The organism is Leadbetterella sp. DM7, from assembly GCF_040829825.2.
In the GTDB taxonomy this organism is placed as follows: Bacteria; Bacteroidota; Bacteroidia; order Cytophagales; family Spirosomataceae; genus Leadbetterella.
In genome coordinates this window covers 83,236-101,049 of record NZ_JBFOLH020000006.1, presented here as the reverse complement: position 1 = coordinate 101,049, position 17,814 = coordinate 83,236, and the positions used below count along the sequence as shown (strand labels likewise).

General features: G+C 50.1%; 14 protein-coding genes. 8 read left to right on the top strand and 6 right to left on the bottom strand.

Translation table 11 applies throughout. The annotated features are described in order from the left end of the window. Nucleotides 1-10: 10 nt before the first annotated feature. Nucleotides 11-907, bottom strand: coding sequence for a DMT family transporter (locus AB2U10_RS09150; protein ID WP_367913786.1), 897 nt, complete (start codon nt 905-907; stop codon nt 11-13). Between the two features lie 217 nt (nt 908-1,124). Here AB2U10_RS09150 and AB2U10_RS09145 point away from each other — a divergent pair, with 217 nt between their 5' ends. The 7 genes from AB2U10_RS09145 (at nt 1,125) to AB2U10_RS09115 (ending at nt 10,418) form a co-directional block, all read left to right on the top strand. Then, nucleotides 1,125-2,942: an ABC transporter ATP-binding protein gene (locus tag AB2U10_RS09145; protein WP_367913785.1), complete on the top strand. Its 1,818-nt coding sequence runs from the start codon at nt 1,125-1,127 to the stop codon at nt 2,940-2,942. A 115-nt stretch (nt 2,943-3,057) separates the two neighbouring features. Further along, nucleotides 3,058-4,527, top strand: coding sequence for a S41 family peptidase (locus tag AB2U10_RS09140; protein WP_367913784.1), 1,470 nt, complete (start codon nt 3,058-3,060; stop codon nt 4,525-4,527). Between the two features lie 72 nt (nt 4,528-4,599). Further along, on the top strand, nt 4,600-5,667 hold the full coding sequence (locus AB2U10_RS09135; protein ID WP_367913783.1) for a branched-chain amino acid aminotransferase: 1,068 nt from the start codon (nt 4,600-4,602) through the stop codon (nt 5,665-5,667). Nucleotides 5,668-5,732: 65 nt separating this feature from the next. Beyond that, nucleotides 5,733-7,541, top strand: a complete 1,809-nt coding sequence (locus AB2U10_RS09130) for a glycoside hydrolase family 9 protein (RefSeq protein ID WP_367913782.1) — start codon at nt 5,733-5,735, stop codon at nt 7,539-7,541. Between the two features lie 77 nt (nt 7,542-7,618). Then, nucleotides 7,619-8,662, top strand: coding sequence for a DHH family phosphoesterase (locus AB2U10_RS09125; RefSeq protein ID WP_367913781.1), 1,044 nt, complete (start codon nt 7,619-7,621; stop codon nt 8,660-8,662). A 31-nt stretch (nt 8,663-8,693) separates the two neighbouring features. Then, nucleotides 8,694-9,536 (top strand): FKBP-type peptidyl-prolyl cis-trans isomerase, encoded by an 843-nt coding sequence (locus AB2U10_RS09120; protein WP_367913780.1) that lies wholly within the window; start codon nt 8,694-8,696, stop codon nt 9,534-9,536. Between the two features lie 6 nt (nt 9,537-9,542). Continuing rightward, nucleotides 9,543-10,418, top strand: coding sequence for an FKBP-type peptidyl-prolyl cis-trans isomerase (locus AB2U10_RS09115; protein WP_367913779.1), 876 nt, complete (start codon nt 9,543-9,545; stop codon nt 10,416-10,418). 35 nt (nt 10,419-10,453) lie between these two features. Here AB2U10_RS09115 and leuB read toward each other — a convergent pair whose 3' ends face one another. The 4 genes from leuB to leuC all read right to left on the bottom strand — a co-directional run bounded on the left by leuB (nt 10,454) and on the right by leuC (nt 15,187). Next, nucleotides 10,454-11,518, bottom strand: a complete 1,065-nt coding sequence (leuB, locus tag AB2U10_RS09110; RefSeq protein WP_367913778.1) for a 3-isopropylmalate dehydrogenase — start codon at nt 11,516-11,518, stop codon at nt 10,454-10,456. Between the two features lie 101 nt (nt 11,519-11,619). Continuing rightward, on the bottom strand, nt 11,620-13,122 hold the full coding sequence (locus tag AB2U10_RS09105; RefSeq protein ID WP_367913777.1) for a hydroxymethylglutaryl-CoA lyase-like TIM-barrel protein: 1,503 nt from the start codon (nt 13,120-13,122) through the stop codon (nt 11,620-11,622). Between the two features lie 20 nt (nt 13,123-13,142). Then, nucleotides 13,143-13,736: a 3-isopropylmalate dehydratase small subunit gene (gene leuD / locus AB2U10_RS09100; protein ID WP_367913776.1), complete on the bottom strand. Its 594-nt coding sequence runs from the start codon at nt 13,734-13,736 to the stop codon at nt 13,143-13,145. A gap of 47 nt (nt 13,737-13,783) precedes the next feature. Continuing rightward, complete coding sequence (gene leuC, locus AB2U10_RS09095) at nt 13,784-15,187, bottom strand: 3-isopropylmalate dehydratase large subunit (protein WP_367913775.1); 1,404 nt, start codon at nt 15,185-15,187, stop codon at nt 13,784-13,786. Between the two features lie 228 nt (nt 15,188-15,415). Between leuC and AB2U10_RS09090 the strand changes: the two genes are divergently transcribed. Continuing rightward, on the top strand, nt 15,416-16,384 hold the full coding sequence (locus tag AB2U10_RS09090) for an SPFH domain-containing protein (protein WP_367913774.1): 969 nt from the start codon (nt 15,416-15,418) through the stop codon (nt 16,382-16,384). Between the two features lie 41 nt (nt 16,385-16,425). On the opposite strand, the gene AB2U10_RS09085 is transcribed toward AB2U10_RS09090, so the two are convergent. Continuing rightward, a complete protein-coding gene (locus AB2U10_RS09085; protein ID WP_367913773.1) occupies nt 16,426-17,793 on the bottom strand; it encodes a phospholipid carrier-dependent glycosyltransferase in 1,368 nt (455 codons plus the stop codon). Nucleotides 17,794-17,814 lie beyond the last annotated feature (21 nt).

The window sequence follows — 17,814 nt, the reverse complement described above, 5'->3', positions numbered from 1 at the left end:
GTAGTTGATTTTAAACAAATAATGAGTTCCAGGAAATAAACAGGATAGCCAGAACGGCCAGCCCGAGGCCGGCCAGGTTCAGGCGGCTCAGCTTTTCCCTGAAAAACACCACCGACACCAGCGCAGACACCAGGATCACCCCCATATTGTACAGGGGGTACACAAAAGCTCCGCTGCTTCCATAGTGGTTGAGGGCCAGGATCAGGAAGTAAAAAGACAGGAAGTTGGGAATGCCCAGCGTAACGGCAGCCACCAGGTTTTTGGGCCGGAAAGCATCCTGCCTTTTTACCAGCCGGTATACCCATACGGCAAGGCCGGAAATTACCGCACCCAGCACCATGATCAGCATGACCGGTACGGCTCCCGGGCTGTTTTTTATAAGATGGATCTGGAGGTAATTGATGGCGGTATTGGTTATGCCGTATAAGAGGAAAACCGCCAGGGCCAGGCCGCCGCTTTGCAGGAAGCCGGTGCCGGTTTTCCCGCTATCGGCCTTCCAGGAAGCAATGGCTACCGCTACCAGCCCCAGGGCCAGGCCCACGTAATTCACCGGGCCGAAAGACATGGAATCTGATCCGAAAACAAAAAGGCTGAACAATACGGGAATCACCAGTGAAATGTTATTGGCCAGGGAGGTGAGGGTCATACCGATGCGTTGGGTGGCCGTACCGCTCAGCAGGAAAGTGAGGATAAAGCCGAGGCCCAGGGCCAGGCAGTACCAGGTCCAGCTCTGGGAAAAATCGGGCCGGAAAGTTTCTCCTTTTTCCAGGAGAAGATACCCCAGCAGAAAACAGACCGGGTAGTTAAAAACAATGGCCTGGAAGGTATTGATACCGTACCGCGGAAACAGCCGGAAGTTAACCAGCAGGCCTACCGAGAGCACAATGCTGAGAATTAGATAGATCATCAGGGGTTGATTTAATGATGTTGGAAACCTGATCCGGAAGAAAAACAAAAACCTGCTGAAAAATGTTCAGGTGTAAAAATGGCCTGTTTAGCCCGATAAGCGAAGTATCTTACCGTAATCCTTTTTACCTTTGCAACGCTGAGGCTTCCTGTACCCTCCCGGCGGAGGGCTGATCGGGAGCTCAGAATTCGGTACCCGGAACTCCGTACTTTTACACATGAAGATATATTTACGCATATTGGGTTTCGCGGGAAACCTGAAAAACTTTATCGTTCCTTTCGCTTTCTTCTCATTGATTGCCGGGGTTTTCGGGGTATTGAACCTGGCCCTGCTGAAACCCCTGCTGGATGTGCTCTTTGAGCAGGTGAGCCCGGAGAAGATGCAGGAGATCCTGCAAAGCCACCCCAAATGGTACGACCTGATCGGGCATTTTTACAAAGGTTTTGCTGAAAATGCCATCGAAAACGGCAAGCTGGCTACCCTCCGCTTCGTGGTTTTCGCGGTTATCATTGCCAGCCTGGTCAATAACCTGGCGAGGTACCTGAGCATCAGGGTGCTGGAAAAGTTTAAAACGTCGATGATCGCCAACCTGCGGAACCGGGTTTTTTCGCATACCCTGAGCCTGCACCTGGGATTCTTTACCAACGAAAGAAAAGGGGAGCTGATGTCGCGTATTACCGGCGACGTGCAGGAGGTGGAGAACTCCATAGCCAGTTCGTTCTCGGCGGTGATCAAAGAAAGCATCTCGCTGATATCCTTTATTGTGGCCCTGGTGGCCCTTTCGTGGAAACTTTCGCTTTTTGCCCTGTTGCTGGTGCCTGTGATCTCGGGCTTCCTGGCGTATATGATCAAAAAGCTGCGTACCAACGCTACCGACAGCCAGCAACGGCTGAGTAACATTGTGAGCGTAATGGAGGAGGCCTTCGGAAATATGCGGGTGGTGAAGGCGTTCCGGGCTGAAAAATTTGTGTCGGATAAATTTTCGAATGAAAATGAGCAATACCGCCGGGCAGTATACGGCTATTCCAAGAAAAGAGAGCTGGCCAGTCCCTTCTCCGAATTTTCGGGTGTAACGGCGGTGGCGGGCCTCCTGTATTTCGGGGGAGCCATGATCCTGAACCAGACAGGTGGCCTGGAAGCGTCTGATTTTATCACCTTTATTGCCCTGTTTTCGCAGATCACCCGGCCGGCAAAAGAGATATCGAACGCTTTCGGACAGGCCCAGCGGGGCATTGTGGCGGGTGCGCGAATCCTGGAGCTGATGGACAGGCAGGTAGAAATACCGGAAGGGACCCGGGAAATGACGTTTGACCGTGAAATTGTCTTTGATCATGTGCATTTTTCATACAATACCGAACGGGAAATCCTGAAAGACATTAATTTCCGCATTCCTAAAGGGCATACTGTGGCCCTGGTGGGGGCTTCAGGAGGCGGGAAATCTACCCTGGCCGACCTGCTGATCCGTTTTTATGACGTTACCGCCGGAAGCATAACCATAGACGGGGTTGATATCCGCGAACTGAAGCAGGATAGCCTGCGGAGCCGGATGGGAGTGGTGACCCAGGAGCCCATGCTGTTCAATGATACCATTGCCAGCAATATTGCCTTTGGACGCGAAGTGTCTGAGGAAGAAATTATCCGTGCCGCCCGGATCGCCAATGCACACGACTTCATCACGGCCCAGCCCCAGGGCTACCACACCAATATCGGGGATCGGGGTACCCGCTTGTCGGGCGGACAAAAGCAGCGCCTGTCCATAGCGCGGGCCATTGTTCAGAACCCGCCTGTTCTTATCCTGGATGAGGCCACCTCCGCCCTGGATACGGAATCAGAGAAACTGGTGCAGGAGGCCTTAACCAGCCTGATGAAGAACCGGACCACCCTGGTGGTGGCTCACCGTTTGAGCACCATTCAGAATGCCGATACGATTGTGGTGATCAATAACGGGGAAGTGGTGGAATCAGGAACCCACGATAAGCTGATGAGCATGAATAACGGCTATTACCGGAAACTGGCCGGAATGCAGGAGCTGTAATGAGGGAGTACCGGGGAATATTTTTCCGCATACTCAAAATTTCGGGCAAAATTTACAATTTATCATCACGGAAAGAGTTTTTTAGGATATTTTTACAACAAAAACCAGGTTGAAAATGTATTCTGGAAAGAAATGGGTATGGGGATTGCTGGTGAGCTTTGGAATAGGGCTCAGTTCCTGCGAAACATTGACCGAAGTTTCAAAGATCAAAGACGGCACTGACGGAACAGGTACCGGTACTTTACACCCGTCGAATAACGGGCAGAGTAACGAAACGGTCAATAACTGGATTTACGACAACATGTACGCCTACTACCTGTGGGGCGACCAGATGGCCGCGAAGACCGCTACCAGTCTGGGCAAGGTTCCTGATGAGTATTTTGAATCGCTGCTCTACCGGTACGGTACCGTAGACCGCTTTTCATGGATTGAAGAAGATGCACAGGCACTGGTAGAAAGCCTTCAGGGTGTAACCAAATCAGCGGGGTTCAGCTACACGCCTTTCCTGGCGGCGGCCGGTTCCAAAGACGTGGTTTTTGCCGTACGTTACAGCATCAAAGACTCTCCGGCGGCCCTGGCGGGGATCACCCGCGGAGATATTATCACCAAAGTCAACGGAACAACCATTGATACGCTTAATTACCAGAGCATACTTTCTTCCGAAAACCTGGTGCTTACGCTGGGTGAGCGCTCGGGTACCGGCATTGTATCTACCGGCAAGACCGTTTCCCTGACCAAGAATGTGATCCAGAATTTCCCGGTTCATTTCAACAAGATCATTGAGGCAGGAGGAAAGAAGGTGGGGTACATTGTATATAACCAGTTTATTCCGGGAATTACCACCAACGGGGTTACCAATGCCCAGTTTGATAATGAGCTTCGTACGATTTTCGGTGAGTTCAAGGCACAGGGTGTAAGTGAGCTGGTGCTGGATCTCCGGTTTAACGGCGGGGGTTATATCAGCTCATCGGATGTGCTGAGTGCGCTGATCGTCAAAAATCTCAAGCCCGGAACGCTCATGAGCAAACAGATATGGAGCACCAATGCCAGGGCTATCTTCAACGAGCCCGAGTCGTCTTATGAAAGCTACTGGCGCAATGAGCCCAATAACCTGGGAAATAATCTTAACCGGGTGTTCATCCTTACCTCAGGCGGTACGGCTTCGGCCAGCGAGCTGGTGATCAATAACCTGAAGCCGTTTATGGAGGTGATCCTGGTGGGCGGAAATACCTACGGGAAAGATGTGGGTTCTATTACCATTGACGACTCCAAAAACAAATACCGCTGGAAATGGGGGCTTCAGCCGATTGTTCTGAGAACCGTGAACGCATTGGGACAGGCCGATTACGGTACCAAATCGGGCTTTACCCCCGATTACCCCGTTACCGATAACATCCTGCCGTACAAGGCTTTTGGAGACCCTTCTGAAACGCTGCTGAAAGTGGCGCTGGATAAGATTGCAGGAGCTTCAACTACGGCGTCGGCAAGAACAGCGGCCAGCCTTGCCCTGCCTGCGCTGGGCCAGGGTGGAGGCTTTGATAATCCGCGGAATAATATAAGGGATATGTATGTAGACAAGCATTGAAAATAAAACTGTATTTCATTGTTCTGACAATAAATATTATTGGTAACTTGCAAACCATTAAACATTTTTGAGATGGCAACACAAACATTGAGCTTCAATATTACCAAGACCGAAAAAAGCAGAATAGATCAGCTGGATCCTCAGAAAATTGTTTTCGGGTCCCTGTTTACCGACCACATGCTGGTAGCGGACTATGTCAACGGAGAATGGCAGACCCCGCAGATTCTTCCGTACGGTAAAATGGAGTTTACACCTGCCCTGGCTTCCCTGCATTACGGTCAGTCTATTTTTGAAGGCATGAAGGCTTTTAAATCAGAAGCAGATGAAGTGTTTATGTTCAGACCATTGGAAAATTTCAAGCGTTTTAATATTTCGGCAGAACGGATGAGCATGCCGGCCGTTCCGGAAGAAATTTTCATAGGAGGACTGGAAGAGCTGTTGCGTCTGGATGCGGCATGGGTACCGAAAGGAGGCGATAACTCACTGTACCTTCGTCCGTTTATGTTTGCCACCGATGAGTACCTCGGGGTGCGCACGGCGCTTAACTACCGCTTTATGATTATTATGAGCCCTGCCGGCTCGTACTATACAGAGGCACCGAAAGTAAAAGTGGAAAAAGAGTTTATCCGGGCGGCGCCCGGTGGTGTGGGCTTTGCCAAATGTGCGGGTAATTATGCCGCTTCCCTGTATCCGGCCAGGCTGGCTGCAGAGGAGGGATACACTCAATTGCTCTGGACTGACGCCATTGAGCATAAATATTTTGAGGAATCGGGTACCATGAACGTGATGTTTGTAAAAGACGGCAGGATCATCACGCCGGCTGTCAGCAGCACAATTCTGAAAGGGACCACCCGTGAAGCCCTTCTTCGCATTGCAGAAGACAAAGGGTATGCGGTGGAAGAGAGAAAGGTATCGGTAGAAGAGATCATTGAAGGGCTGCGTAACGGCTCGGTTACCGAAGTTTTCGGTGTGGGAACCGCCGTGGTGGTGTCGCCTTTTTCTGCCGTAGGGTATGAAGGAGAAGACCTGCCCCTGCCTAAAGTAACCGAATCATCGGTTTCGCAGGTGCTTAAAACGGCATTGAACAATATCCGGACCGGTAAAGAAGAAGATAAGTACGGTTGGGTATGGCGGGTGTAAACCTGATCTTTTTAGTTATATTTGTAAGGCTACCTCAAAGGGGTAGCCTTAACTTTTTGTGAGCTATGCGAATTCTGCTTTTACTGCTTTTGTTTTTTCAGGCCAGCGCGGGAGAAAAGGTTTACCTGAGGGTTAACCAGGTAGGTTATTTGCCGGAAGACCCTAAAATAGCCCTGCTGTTTTCCAAAGCGCCGGTCAGACAGAAAGTTGACCTGGTGGAGGCAGAGACGGGCCGGGTGGTTGCCTCTCCCGGTCTTAAGAGGGTTACAAACGGCAACTGGGGTGTTTTTGATTACTATTACGAAGCAGATTTTTCCGGCATAACCCATACAGGTCAATATTACCTGGTCACTTCAGAGAGTAAGGAGCGGTCTTCTTTGTTTACAATAGATAAAGCAGCCTACCGTGGGTACCAGGAAACCCTTCTCACCTTTATGCGGCAGCAAAGATGCGGTTATAACCCGGCCCTGGATGTCTACTGCCATCAGAAAGATGGCTACAGCTTTTACGGGCCGGTGAAAGATACCACGCTGGTAGATGTGAGCGGCGGGTGGCACGATGCCGGCGATCAGCTGAAATACCTGATTACGTCAAGCTACGCCACGGCACATATGCTGAAGACCTGGGAGCTGTACCCTGAAAAATTCAAAGACGTCGTGGATGCATTCGGGAAACCGGGGCCGAACGGTATTCCCGATATTCTTGATGAAGCCAAATGGGGCCTCGACTGGCTTCTGAAAATGCACCCCACACCTGCGTCGTTAATTCACCAGGTAGCCGATGACCGGGATCACAAGGGCTACAAAATGCCCGATAACGATAATTCGGATTACGGGTGGGGGCCCAACAGCTACCGGCCGGCTTATTTTGCCAACGGTAAGCCCCAGGGCCTGAACAAATACCAGTCGTCTGCCACAGGAGTAGCCAACCTGGCGGGGCGCTGTGCGGCTGCTTTTGCCATTGCCGCCCGTATCTGGAAGTACGATGAAGCATTTGCGCAAAGGTGTAAAGAAGCGGCCCGCAGCGTATATGCCCTGGGCCGGGAAAAGGAAGGGTACCAGCAGGGCAATTCCTACAGCGCTCCTTACCGGTACAATGAAGATACCTGGAACGATGACATGGAATGGGGCGCAGCTGAAATGTACCTGCTTTTCCGTGAGCCCCGGTACCTGGAGCAGGCCCGTGAATATGCACTGAAGAGCAATACGGTCGACTCCTGGACCGTGAAAGATACAACAGATCACTACCGGCTTTATCCTTTCCTGAATTTCGGGCATTTTGTGCTGCACGGACTGGTGGATAAAGATTTCCGTAAGGTGCTCGAATCGTACTATGCCGAGGGCATTGAGTATACCCTGGCCCGGGCGGGCAAAAACCCGTATACAATCGGGGTGCCGTTCATCTGGTGCTCCAATAACCTGGCTACCAGCCTGGCCGGGCAGATTATCTTATACCGGAAAATGACAGGGGCCGACAAGGGTGGAGGAAACCGGCCCGGGTCGCGCCGGAAGGGCTCACCGGATAAATACGACCATTACCTGGCCTTGCAACGTGACTGGCTGTTTGGGCGGAACCCGTGGGGGACGTCTATGTTCAGCGGTATACCGGCCGGCGGAGAGTTCCCGCAGGAAGTACATACCAGCCTGTACGTGCTTAAAAAGATGGAAATTCCGGGCGGGCTTGTTGACGGCCCGGTATATGCCTCTATTTACAACAACCTGATCGGCATTCACCTGGTGCAGCCGGATGAGTTTGCAGAGGTACAGAATAATTTTGTGACCTATCACGATGATACGGGAGATTACAGCACCAATGAACCTACTATGGACGGAACCGCCGGCTCACTGCTCATGATGGCCCATTTCAGTGATTAGTGAGTTTACGGTAGTTTTTTGCGGAGAACATCTCCGTTCATTCGTGAATTCGCTGTTCATCAGCGTATATTTGCGGAATGTTTGAACATTCTTTTTTTACGGAAAGACCTGCTGAGCTGGACCGGTTTCTCGGTTGGCTGAACAAAAACCCGGCAATTGTGATCACATTCCACCAGAATCCTGACGGTGATGCGTACGGATCTTCGCTGGGACTGAAGTTTTTCCTGGAAAGCAGAGGGCTTACCCGGATCACGCTCATAAGTCCCACCGAGCCCGCAGAGTACCTGAAATGGATGCCGGGAGCAGAAGAGGTGAAGGTCTGGCAGGAACCGGGCACAGAAGCGCTTGTTGCCAGTGCAGACGTGATTTTCTGCCTGGATTTCTCTTCGTCATCCCGTTTGAAAGATATGAAGGAGGCGGTATTGAATGCCCCTGCTCCTAAAGTTATTATTGATCATCACGAGCAGCCCGAACCTTTCGGGGAGCTCTATTACTGGAAGGTGAAAGCATCTTCTACCTGTGAGCTGGTGTTTGACCTGATCACCGACCTGAGAGAAACACATCACATCAGCCGCGATGGGGCCGTATGCCTTTACACGGGCCTGCTTACCGATACCGGCTCTTTCCGGTTTGACTCTACTACGCCGGCTGTACACCGTATAGCCGCTGAGCTGCTGGAGAAAGGCGTAAACCCGTCAGCGGTGCACCGCAGCCTTTTTGATAATAACCCCTATGAGAAACTACAGTTCCTGGGGTATGTGCTGAGCAATAAGCTTGTTTTCCTGCCCGATTACCGCGTAGCCTATATGGCTGTTTCAGGAGAAGAGCTGAAGCGTTTCAACTCCCGTAACGGCGATACGGAGGGCCTGGTGAACCAGGGGCTGACCATCCGGAATGCCGTGATGTCAGTGCTTTTTACCGAGAAAGAAGACCAGATCCGGATATCCTTCCGCTCGGTACATGACCTGTCGGTGGCTGATTTTGCCCGGGAATATTTCGAAGGTGGCGGACACAAAAATGCGGCAGGGGGGAGAAGTCAATTATCTTTGAATGAAACTGTTGAAAAATTCCTAACTTTGCTCCCCAAAATAAAAAATGAGCTGCTGAGGCAGCCCATGTGAAACCAATTACGTAAATATAATCAATCAAAGAATGAAATTAAAATTATCGGCCCTGGTACTTCTTACCGCAGGAATAATCTCCTGCAACCAATATAAAGTAACCACTACGGAAGACGGCGACCGGCTACAGGTTCATGAAAAAGGAAAGTCAGGAAAACTGGCCAAAGACGGAGATATTATCAAGTTTGACCTGGTCATTAAAACAGCGGCAGACTCGGTGATCAAAGATTCATACGCAGAAGGAACCCCGTTTACCGTGCCTATTCAGAAAGGATATTTTAAGGGCTCTTTTGAAAATGCCCTGTATCATATAGGGGAAGGAGACAGCACTACCGTATTGGTTAGCGCAGACACCCTGTTTAAAATGATGGGTCAGCCCGTGCCACCGGAGATCGGTGTGGGGACAGACATCCGGTTCATTGTAAAGATGCACCAGATCCAGAGCATGGATGACTACAAAAAAGAAGCGGAAGAGCGTAAAGCCAACGAGCCTAAGGTGATACAGGAATACGTGGCAAAAAATATGAAAGGCGCTCAGAAAATGGCCGAAGGAGATATTTATCACGTGCAAACTGCGCCCGGTTCAGGTGACCTGGTACAGGACGGAGACGTGGTAAAAGTAAAATACGTAGGAAAATTTACCAACGGCGAAAAATTTGATTATTCGAAAGGCGATGAAACCATAACGGTGAAAGTTGGCGACCATGGTGTAATACCGGGATGGGAAATTGCGTTAAAGACTATGAAAAAAGGCGGAAAGAGTACGATTATTATTCCTTCTGCCCTGGGATATGGCGAACAGGGTGCAGGCCCTATCGCGCCTAACACTCCGCTTGTCTTTGACATAGAAGTGGTTGATGTGGTAAAAAAGTAAGTTAAAATGATAAGAAAAAGTTTATTAGCGGTTGTTGCAGCAGTAGGGTTGACCTCGTGTTTAAAAGATCCTGTAGACTCTGAAACCACGATGCTGGGAAAAGAGCAGGAAAAAATCATGGACGAGTATGTAGCGTCTAACGGGTTGACAGCGAAGAAAGAGGTGTTATACGATGCCAACGGGAATTACTTCCCGATTTATTCCATGATCGAAACCAAAGGCGATACCATTAACAAATTTACCAACAATGAAGCGGTTTGGGTAGCCTATACGATCAGAACCCTGGAAAACCGGGTAGTAGAGACAAAAGCAGCCACCGATTCTGTTTTGATCTATGAAAACGGATATTCCGGGAAGATCCTGGGCCTGTCAGTGGGGTCAACCATATTTATGGGCAAGGGCGGTAAAGGCCGCTTCCTGATTCCTTCCACGCTGGGTTACGGTACCAATCCTCCCGGTGGTGTGGAATACAATGCTATCCTGATGGTAGACATCGAAGTGATAGACCGCCTGAGTGAATCGCAGCAAATTCAGTGGTACATTAAAAAGAATAAGCTCACGAACGTTGAAACGACCAGCTCCGGGCTGATGATCAGTAAAACGGTGGTGACTACCGACAGCCTGATTACCGGTACAACGGCAACTGTCAAATTCTCCGGGCATTTTGTGAATGGTTTCGAGTTTCAGAAAGAGTCAACCGGTACCAATATGGTTCTGTCACAATACATTTCCGGATTTTCAGAAGCTGTAAAGCTGATGCGGAAGGGAGAGAAGGCCATTGCTATTCTGCCTTCAAAAATAGCTTACGGTGAAAACGGGGGCGGAACAATGCCTGTTTTTATGCCTCTGGTCTTTAAGCTGGAGCTGTTGGATAACAATTGATGAAAAAGTCCGGCTCTTAAGCCGGACTTTTTATTTTATATCCTTTTCAGGATCTCTTCTCCTATTTCCACGGTTCCGAGAATTTTGCCGGCCGGTGTGTTTTCATCTGCAATATCACCGGTACGGAAGCCCGCTTTCAATACCTCATCTACGGCACGGATTATCGCCTGTGATTCTTCTTTCAGGCCGAAAGAAATATCCAGTAATAACGCTGCTGAAAGCACGGAGGCCATGGGGTTGGCCAGGTTTTTCCCGGTGATATCGTGAGCTGATCCGTGGATCGGTTCGTAAACGCCGGTGCTTTCTCCTACAGAGGCAGAGGCCAACATACCCATTGAACCGGCTATCTGCGAAGCCTCATCCGTAAGAATATCGCCGAACAGGTTGCCCAGAACCACTACGTCAAAGCGCCGGGGATCTTTGATCAATAGCATGGCTGCGGCATCAATGAACTGGTGTTCTACGGTTACTTCCGGGTAGTCTTTTGCCACTTCCTGGATCACCTCCCGCCAGAGCCTGCTCGACTCCAGCACGTTGGCCTTATCGACAGACATAAGCTTTTTACCGCGGGTCATGGCGGCATCAAAAGCCTTACGGGCTATTCTTTCCACCTCGTATTTGTGGTAGATCATCAGGTCAGAGGCTGAGTCGTCAGTGCGCTTCTTTTCCCCGAAATATACATCGCCGGTCAGCTCTCTGAAGAAGAGAATGTCTGATCCTTTCAGAATTTCAGGCTTGATGCTGGATGAGCTCAAAAGTTCGTCAAATAACTTGATCGGGCGTAAATTAGCGAAGAGTCCGAGCTCTTTACGCATCTTTAAAAGGCCCTGCTCCGGCCGTACTTTGGCATTCGGGTCGTTATCGTACTTGGCATGGCCCACGGCTCCGAAAAGGATGGCGTCAGAGGCCCGCATTTTGATCAGTGTTTCTTCGGGAAGCGGATCGCCGGTAGCTTCAATGGCCACGTGACCGATCAGCGCTTCATCATAGGTGAACTCATGGCCGTATTTCCCGGCGATCTTTTCCAGTGCCTTTTTTCCTACCCGGGTCACTTCCTGGCCGATTCCATCGCCCGGTACTACCAGTATATGTTTTTTCATTTTTTGGTTATGTTTTTTGGTTATTGCTTTGCTACTCCCCGGGGCTTTGCCCCGGGTTAGGGTATTGCGCCCCTTCGGGGCTGGCCACTATCTACCCGGCACTATCCTATATGGATCAGGTTCAGCATCTTTTGCGTAGCCTCTATTGCCGATACGGTCTGATCAGAGTCGAGACCACGGGTTTTGGTGCTTTTGCCGTTAATGTCCCACGTGATAATGGTTTCACAAAGGGCATCTGTTTTTCCGCCGGGCGGTATCCGTACCAAATAGTCAAGAAGTGCGGGCAGGTCGATTCCCTTTTTGCGGAGCGCCTTTTTAAGGGCATTCATGAAGGCATCGTACTGTCCGTCACCCTGGGCATTCTGCTCAAAAACTTCCCCGGCTACCTGGATCTGCAGGGTGGCTGAGGGCTGAAGTCCGCGCGAGTGAGTCAGCACATAATTCAGGATCTTCACATTCTCCGTAATGGTGTTCCTGTCCAGTACATCAGAGATGATATAGGGCAGGTCTTCTTTGGTTACGGTTTCTTTGCGGTCGCCCAGGGCAATGATCTTCGCCGTTACTTTCTTCAGGTCTTCATCGTTGAGCTTAATTCCCAACTCCTGCAGGTTCTTTTCAATATTGGCTTTCCCGGAGGTTTTCCCCAGCGCATACGATGTTTTACGGCCGAAACGCTCGGGGTTAAGATCGCTGACATACAGGTTTTTCTTCTTGTCGCCGTCAGCATGCACCCCGGCGGTCTGGGTAAAGACATTTTCACCTACAATGGGCCTGTTTTCGGCGATCCGGATTCCCGAAAAGCTCTCTACGATCCTCGAAATAGAATACAGGGATTCCTCCACAACAGAGGTGGTCACCTCGGGCAGGAAGTCATTGATGACGGCTACCACACTGGCCAGGGGGGCGTTTCCGGTACGTTCTCCCAGCCCGTTAACGGTGAGGTGAATACCGTGGATCCCGGCTTTCAGCGCATTCAGCACATTGGCGGTGGCCAGGTCGTAATCGTTGTGCCCGTGAAAGTCAAAGTGTATCCGGGGATAGCGGCTGACGATCTCCCGTACATACGAAAAGGTTTCATCGGGCGTCAGTATTCCCAAAGTATCCGGTAAGAGGATACGCTTGACAGGTTGCTGTGCCAGGAAATCGAGAAAATCAAAGACGTAATCGCGGGAGCTGCGCATGCCGTTGCTCCAGTCTTCGAGGTACACGTTTACGGCTATCTGCCTTTTTTGTGCTTCCGAGATCACAAAAGCAATATCTTCAAAATGCTGCTCCGGTGTCTTCCCCAGCTGGTGGGTGAGGTGGTTCAGCGAACCTTTGGTCAGCAGGTTCATGACCCGGGCGCCTGCTTCTTCCATCCATTGAATAGAGGCCAGGCCGTCTACAAAGGTCAACACTTCTATTTTATCCAGGAAGCCGTTTTCCTGTGCCCAGGCGGTAATGGCCTGCACGGCGCGGAGCTCTCCTTCAGAAACCCGTGCTGAGGCCACTTCCAGGCGGTCTGCTTTTACATCCTGCAGGAGAAGCTTGGCTATGGATAATTTTTCGGAAGCGGAGAAAGACACGCCGCTCGTTTGCTCGCCGTCGCGGAGCGTCGTGTCCATTACTTCTATTTTTCTCACCGTTAAATGCGTGTTTTTTCAAAAATGCCGATCTCTTCTTTAAGCGATAACAGGTAATCGATATCGTCATAACCGTTCAGCAGGTTATTTTTCTTGTACCCGTTGATCTGGAAGCTTTCGCTTTCGCCGGTGGCCAGCAGGGTTACCTTTTGCTCAGGGAGGTTCACCTCCACTTGGGTGGCAGGGTCAGCTTCTATGGCTTTGAAGATCCTGTCCAGGAATTCAGGGCTGACTGTTACCGGCAGGATACCGATGTTCAGTGAATTTCCTTTAAAAATATCGGCAAAGAAGCTGGAGATCACGCAGCGGAAGCCGTAGTCGTAAATGGCCCAGGCCGCATGCTCACGGCTTGAGCCCGATCCGAAGTTTCTGCCGGCTACCAGGATCTTACCCGAATATGTAGGATTGTTCAGAACAAAATCTTCTTTCGGGGTATTGTCGCTGTTGTATCTCCAGTCACGGAAAAGGTTGTCGCCGAATCCTTCCCGCTTGGTGGCTTTCAGGAAACGTGCGGGTATAATCTGGTCTGTGTCTACGTTTTCCAGCGGAAGCGGCACACAGGAAGAGGTTAATATGTTAAAACTGTCGTAGGCCATCTTTTTAAGTGAATAGTTAAAAGTGAAAAACTAATGGTCGGGAAGCGTTAATCCCGGAGCAGCTCCCGGGGATCTGTCACTACACCCGATACCGCTGCTGCAGCTGCCACCAGGGGAGAGGCCAGCAGGGTTCTTGCATTCGGTCCCTGGCGACCCTCAAAATTCCGGTTAGAGGTAGATACCGCCAGCTTCCCCGAAGGAATTTTGTCATCGTTCATGGCCAGGCAGGCAGAACATCCCGGTTGACGAAGCTCAAACCCGGCTTCTGTAAGAATGCTGTATATGCCTTCCTCGTGAATCTGTTTTTCCACAATATGAGAGCCGGGTACCAGCCATGCCGTGATATGGTCTGCTTTTTTGCGGCCTTTGACAATAGAAGCAAACGCCCGGAAATCTTCAATACGTCCATTGGTGCAGCTTCCCAGGAAAACATAGTCTACTTCCTTGCCCAGCATGCTTTCGCCTTCGTTGAAGCCCATGTAGTTCAATGATTTTTTATAGCTGGCTTCGCCATCTTTCACTTCTGAAGCATCCGGGATGCTTCTTGTTATTCCTATACCCATGCCCGGGTTGGTGCCGTAAGTGATCTGCGGTTCAATGTCTTCGGCCCGGTAGTTCAGCTCCAGGTCAAATGCTGCGTCTTCATCGGTCTTTAACTGCTTCCATTGCTCCACATAATTATCCCACTCGGTACCTTTAGGGGCCTTTTCCCGGCCTTTCAGCCAGTTGAAAGTGGTTTCGTCAGGAGCAATCATACCGCCTCGGGCGCCCATTTCAATCGACATGTTGCATACGGTCATCCGGCCTTCCATGCTCATGTTTTCAAAAACCTCGCCGGCGTATTCGGCAAAATAGCCGGTAGCGCCTGAGGCCGAGATCTGGGAAATGATATAGAGCACCACGTCTTTGGGCGTAACGCCCCGGCCCAGTTTACCGTTAATGGTAATGCGCATTTTTTTAGGCTTCGGCTGCATGATGCATTGTGATGCCAGCACCATTTCCACTTCTGATGTACCGATACCAAAAGCAATACAGCCGAATGCACCGTGGGTGGAGGTATGGGAATCACCGCATACAATGGTCATTCCCGGCAGGGTGATGCCGTTTTCCGGCCCTACTACGTGTACAATTCCGTTTTTGTTGTGCCCGAGGCCCCAATGCGAAATTCCGTATTTGGCCGTGTTGTTTTCCAGGGCCTTCAGCTGATTGGCCGAAAGCGGATCGCCTACAGGCAAATGCTGATTTACGGTAGGAGTGTTGTGATCGGCGGTGGCAAATGTCCGTTGCGGATACATTACACCGATTCCTCTGTTTTCCAGTCCGAGAAACGCCACGGGGCTGGTCACCTCGTGGATAAAGTGACGGTCGATGAACAGAACATCAGGGCCGTCTTCTACGTGCTTAATTACGTGACTGTCCCAAACTTTGTCGAAAAGCGTCTTTTGTGCCATATAACTACCAGGGTTGTTTAAAACAATACGCCAAAATTGACGTAAATATTACACTTCTTCAATAAGAGTGCGGTTCAAATAATAACGAAAAAAGTCCATTTGTCTTGTTTGGGCTTTATTTAAATTCTTTCTAACCGGTACAGCTATATGACCGTTGAACCCTAACTGCTTGCATATTGCCCGGAATAGTGTATTTTCGGGAAACTAATTTTAAACCCCATATAGCGTATGTTTACTTTTCTTCTTATTGTACTTCTTTTTACGGCAGTTCTGTTTATTCATTTTGCTACCCGGCTTAAAGTTTTTGAGTGGATTTATGACCAGGAAGGCGGCCGGCGGCTTAAAGTGAACTATAAATTACTTGTGGGTACGGTTATTGCGTTTTTTATCCTTCTTTTTCAGCCGTATGACCTGATCCGGATCAATGCAGGAGCCGTTGGGCTCAAAGAATCGCTGATCGGGGATAACCGGGGCATAGGTTCCGTGAAGCTGGTGTCGGGATTCCAGATATACAATAAATATTTTGAACGGGTATACGAGATAGAAACCGATCAGAAGAATGTGCACTACGAAACGCTGGGCGTGATTGTCAAAGGCGGCTTCAGCTGCAAGATCAAGCCCACCTTCAATTATAAGGTGAAGCCGGAAAACGCCAACCAGCTTTTTGTGGAATTGCGCCAGACCTTTAAGCAGGGCGGACTGAAAGCCGTAGAAACCACCTGGCTGGAAACCGCTATTTTAGGCGGAGTGAACGATGTATCGAACCGTTTTGCGGTTGATTCTATTTTCAACCACCGCGAGGCTTTTGAGCAGCAGATCGGGCTGGAGGTCAATAAGCGGGTAGGAAAATATTTTGAAGTGACGCAGCTGCGCACCAATATCCTGCCGCCTGAGTCGCTGCAGAAGTCAATAGAAGGGAAAACCAAGGCTATCCAGGAAGCAGAAGAGTTTGAATACAGGGCCAAACGGGCCGTGGCAGAGAACAAGGAAAAGGTGGCCCGGGCGCAGGGCGACTATGAGGCGGCGTTGCTCGAAGCGAAAACCAAAGAAGCGCTCTCCCAGCCCAAGATGCTTGAGCTGTACCGGGCAGAGACTGAGCGCACCTGGGCAGCCAAAGGGGTGAGCCCGTATGGGTCGAATAATACGATTATTGTGGGGAAGCCGGATCAGAACCTGCTGCTGAACCTGAAGAAATAGAGTCGGGAACCGGGCATAGAAATTCTAAGAAAAAAGCTGAATCATAACCTATTGCCCAGCTGTACAATCAGGTAAACCACCGGCACCAGGTACAGCACAAATAAACCGATATAAAATGCATACAGGGCTGTTCTCACGGCTTTCCGTTTCATGACGGCCTGGTTTCCCAGCAGGAAAGGCACGATGGTGGCCAGCAGGCCGGGGAAAATATAAATGGCCTTCATGAACACGAAGGTCCGGCCTATAAGGGAGAAAAGTACGGAGAACCCGAGAAACCCGGCGATATAAAGGAGGTAGATCCAGGACTCATCCGATTTCAGGGGATTTTTAAAGAGATTCCGGAGCAGCAGGAAAAGCCCCGTGAACAGGATAAATGTTGGAATAATGCCTACGGCGAGCGAAATGCGGCCTATGGCGGTGACCATGCCGTTGTCGGTTCGCCACTGCGGCGGCCAGTTGTCAAACCCCAGGAAATAATACCGGGCGTACACCTGCGAAAAATGGGAATGGACATGCTTAAACCGGAACTGGCCGCTATAAGACACATGCGGGTTCCGGATAAGATCAAAGTAATGAAATTTGAAAAAACCGGAATAAATGGAACGAATACCCGGTATGTAAACCATATCCAGGTGATAGAGGTGGGGCAGCTCGTAGGTTGGCGTGTTGTAGGTAAAGAGCTTGCCGGTTTCCCGGTAGTCACGCACGTACCCGTTGAAGAAAAGAAATGTGCAGGCGCTGAACAGCAGCCCGAGCAGGGCGGTTCCGAGGTATCCTTTCCGGAGCGACAGGCTGTAATTTTTATGAAGAACAGAAAGAACCACCAGTACGATAAGCGACGCAATGAAGAATACGCCGAAGTTAAGCTTGGCCATGGATCCCAGTACCAGTGAGCCGATAACCAACACGGCATATTTTAATGACGGGCGCTTAAACAGCTTAAGAATAGCAAAAAGGTTAACCGTTCCGAGCAGGATAATCAGGGCATCGTTAGTGGCCTGTCCTGAAATAGCAATGAAGCGCGGGTTTAATGCAAAAAAAGCAAAAACAAAGATCTTCAGCGTTTCAGGAAAATGAAGCGGGCGGATAAACCGGAGAAAAAGATACACGGTAGTACAACCGGCCAGCGCGCTGAAAAGCTGTGCCGAAACGTGCTGGTAATAGGGGGTGGTGATGCCCAATAGGTTCCAGGTCTGCGCAACCAGGAAATGGTACAGTTTCGGGTGGTAACACTGCCAGCATTGGGTAGATTTCGGCAGGATACCGAACCGGGCAATCAGCTCAATCACGGTAAAGTGGTCGTCATTGGCATAGCCGTTATTCACCACGGCCAACGCCAGGATCAGCAGCCATGAAAGGCCGAGAATTATTTTATACCAGATTGTTTTGTCCTGAAGTTGCCGTTGCATAATTGAAACAATAATCCGCCA

Bases quoted from the DNA above. Each gene is read 5' to 3' on its own strand.
- AB2U10_RS09145 (WP_367913785.1), top strand. From the start codon at position 1,125: ATGAAGATATATTTACGCATATTGGGTTTCGCGGGAAACCTGAAAAAC.
- AB2U10_RS09150 (WP_367913786.1), bottom strand. From the start codon at position 907: ATGATCTATCTAATTCTCAGCATTGTGCTCTCGGTAGGCCTGCTGGTT.
- AB2U10_RS09135 (WP_367913783.1), top strand. From the start codon at position 4,600: ATGGCAACACAAACATTGAGCTTCAATATTACCAAGACCGAAAAAAGC.
- AB2U10_RS09085 (WP_367913773.1), bottom strand. From the start codon at position 17,793: ATGCAACGGCAACTTCAGGACAAAACAATCTGGTATAAAATAATTCTC.
- leuD (WP_367913776.1), bottom strand. From the start codon at position 13,736: ATGGCCTACGACAGTTTTAACATATTAACCTCTTCCTGTGTGCCGCTT.
- AB2U10_RS09105 (WP_367913777.1), bottom strand. From the start codon at position 13,122: ATGGACACGACGCTCCGCGACGGCGAGCAAACGAGCGGCGTGTCTTTC.
- leuC (WP_367913775.1), bottom strand. From the start codon at position 15,187: ATGGCACAAAAGACGCTTTTCGACAAAGTTTGGGACAGTCACGTAATT.
- leuB (WP_367913778.1), bottom strand. From the start codon at position 11,518: ATGAAAAAACATATACTGGTAGTACCGGGCGATGGAATCGGCCAGGAA.
- AB2U10_RS09120 (WP_367913780.1), top strand. From the start codon at position 8,694: ATGAAATTAAAATTATCGGCCCTGGTACTTCTTACCGCAGGAATAATC.
- AB2U10_RS09130 (WP_367913782.1), top strand. From the start codon at position 5,733: ATGCGAATTCTGCTTTTACTGCTTTTGTTTTTTCAGGCCAGCGCGGGA.
- AB2U10_RS09090 (WP_367913774.1), top strand. From the start codon at position 15,416: ATGTTTACTTTTCTTCTTATTGTACTTCTTTTTACGGCAGTTCTGTTT.
- AB2U10_RS09140 (WP_367913784.1), top strand. From the start codon at position 3,058: ATGTATTCTGGAAAGAAATGGGTATGGGGATTGCTGGTGAGCTTTGGA.
- AB2U10_RS09115 (WP_367913779.1), top strand. From the start codon at position 9,543: ATGATAAGAAAAAGTTTATTAGCGGTTGTTGCAGCAGTAGGGTTGACC.
- AB2U10_RS09125 (WP_367913781.1), top strand. From the start codon at position 7,619: ATGTTTGAACATTCTTTTTTTACGGAAAGACCTGCTGAGCTGGACCGG.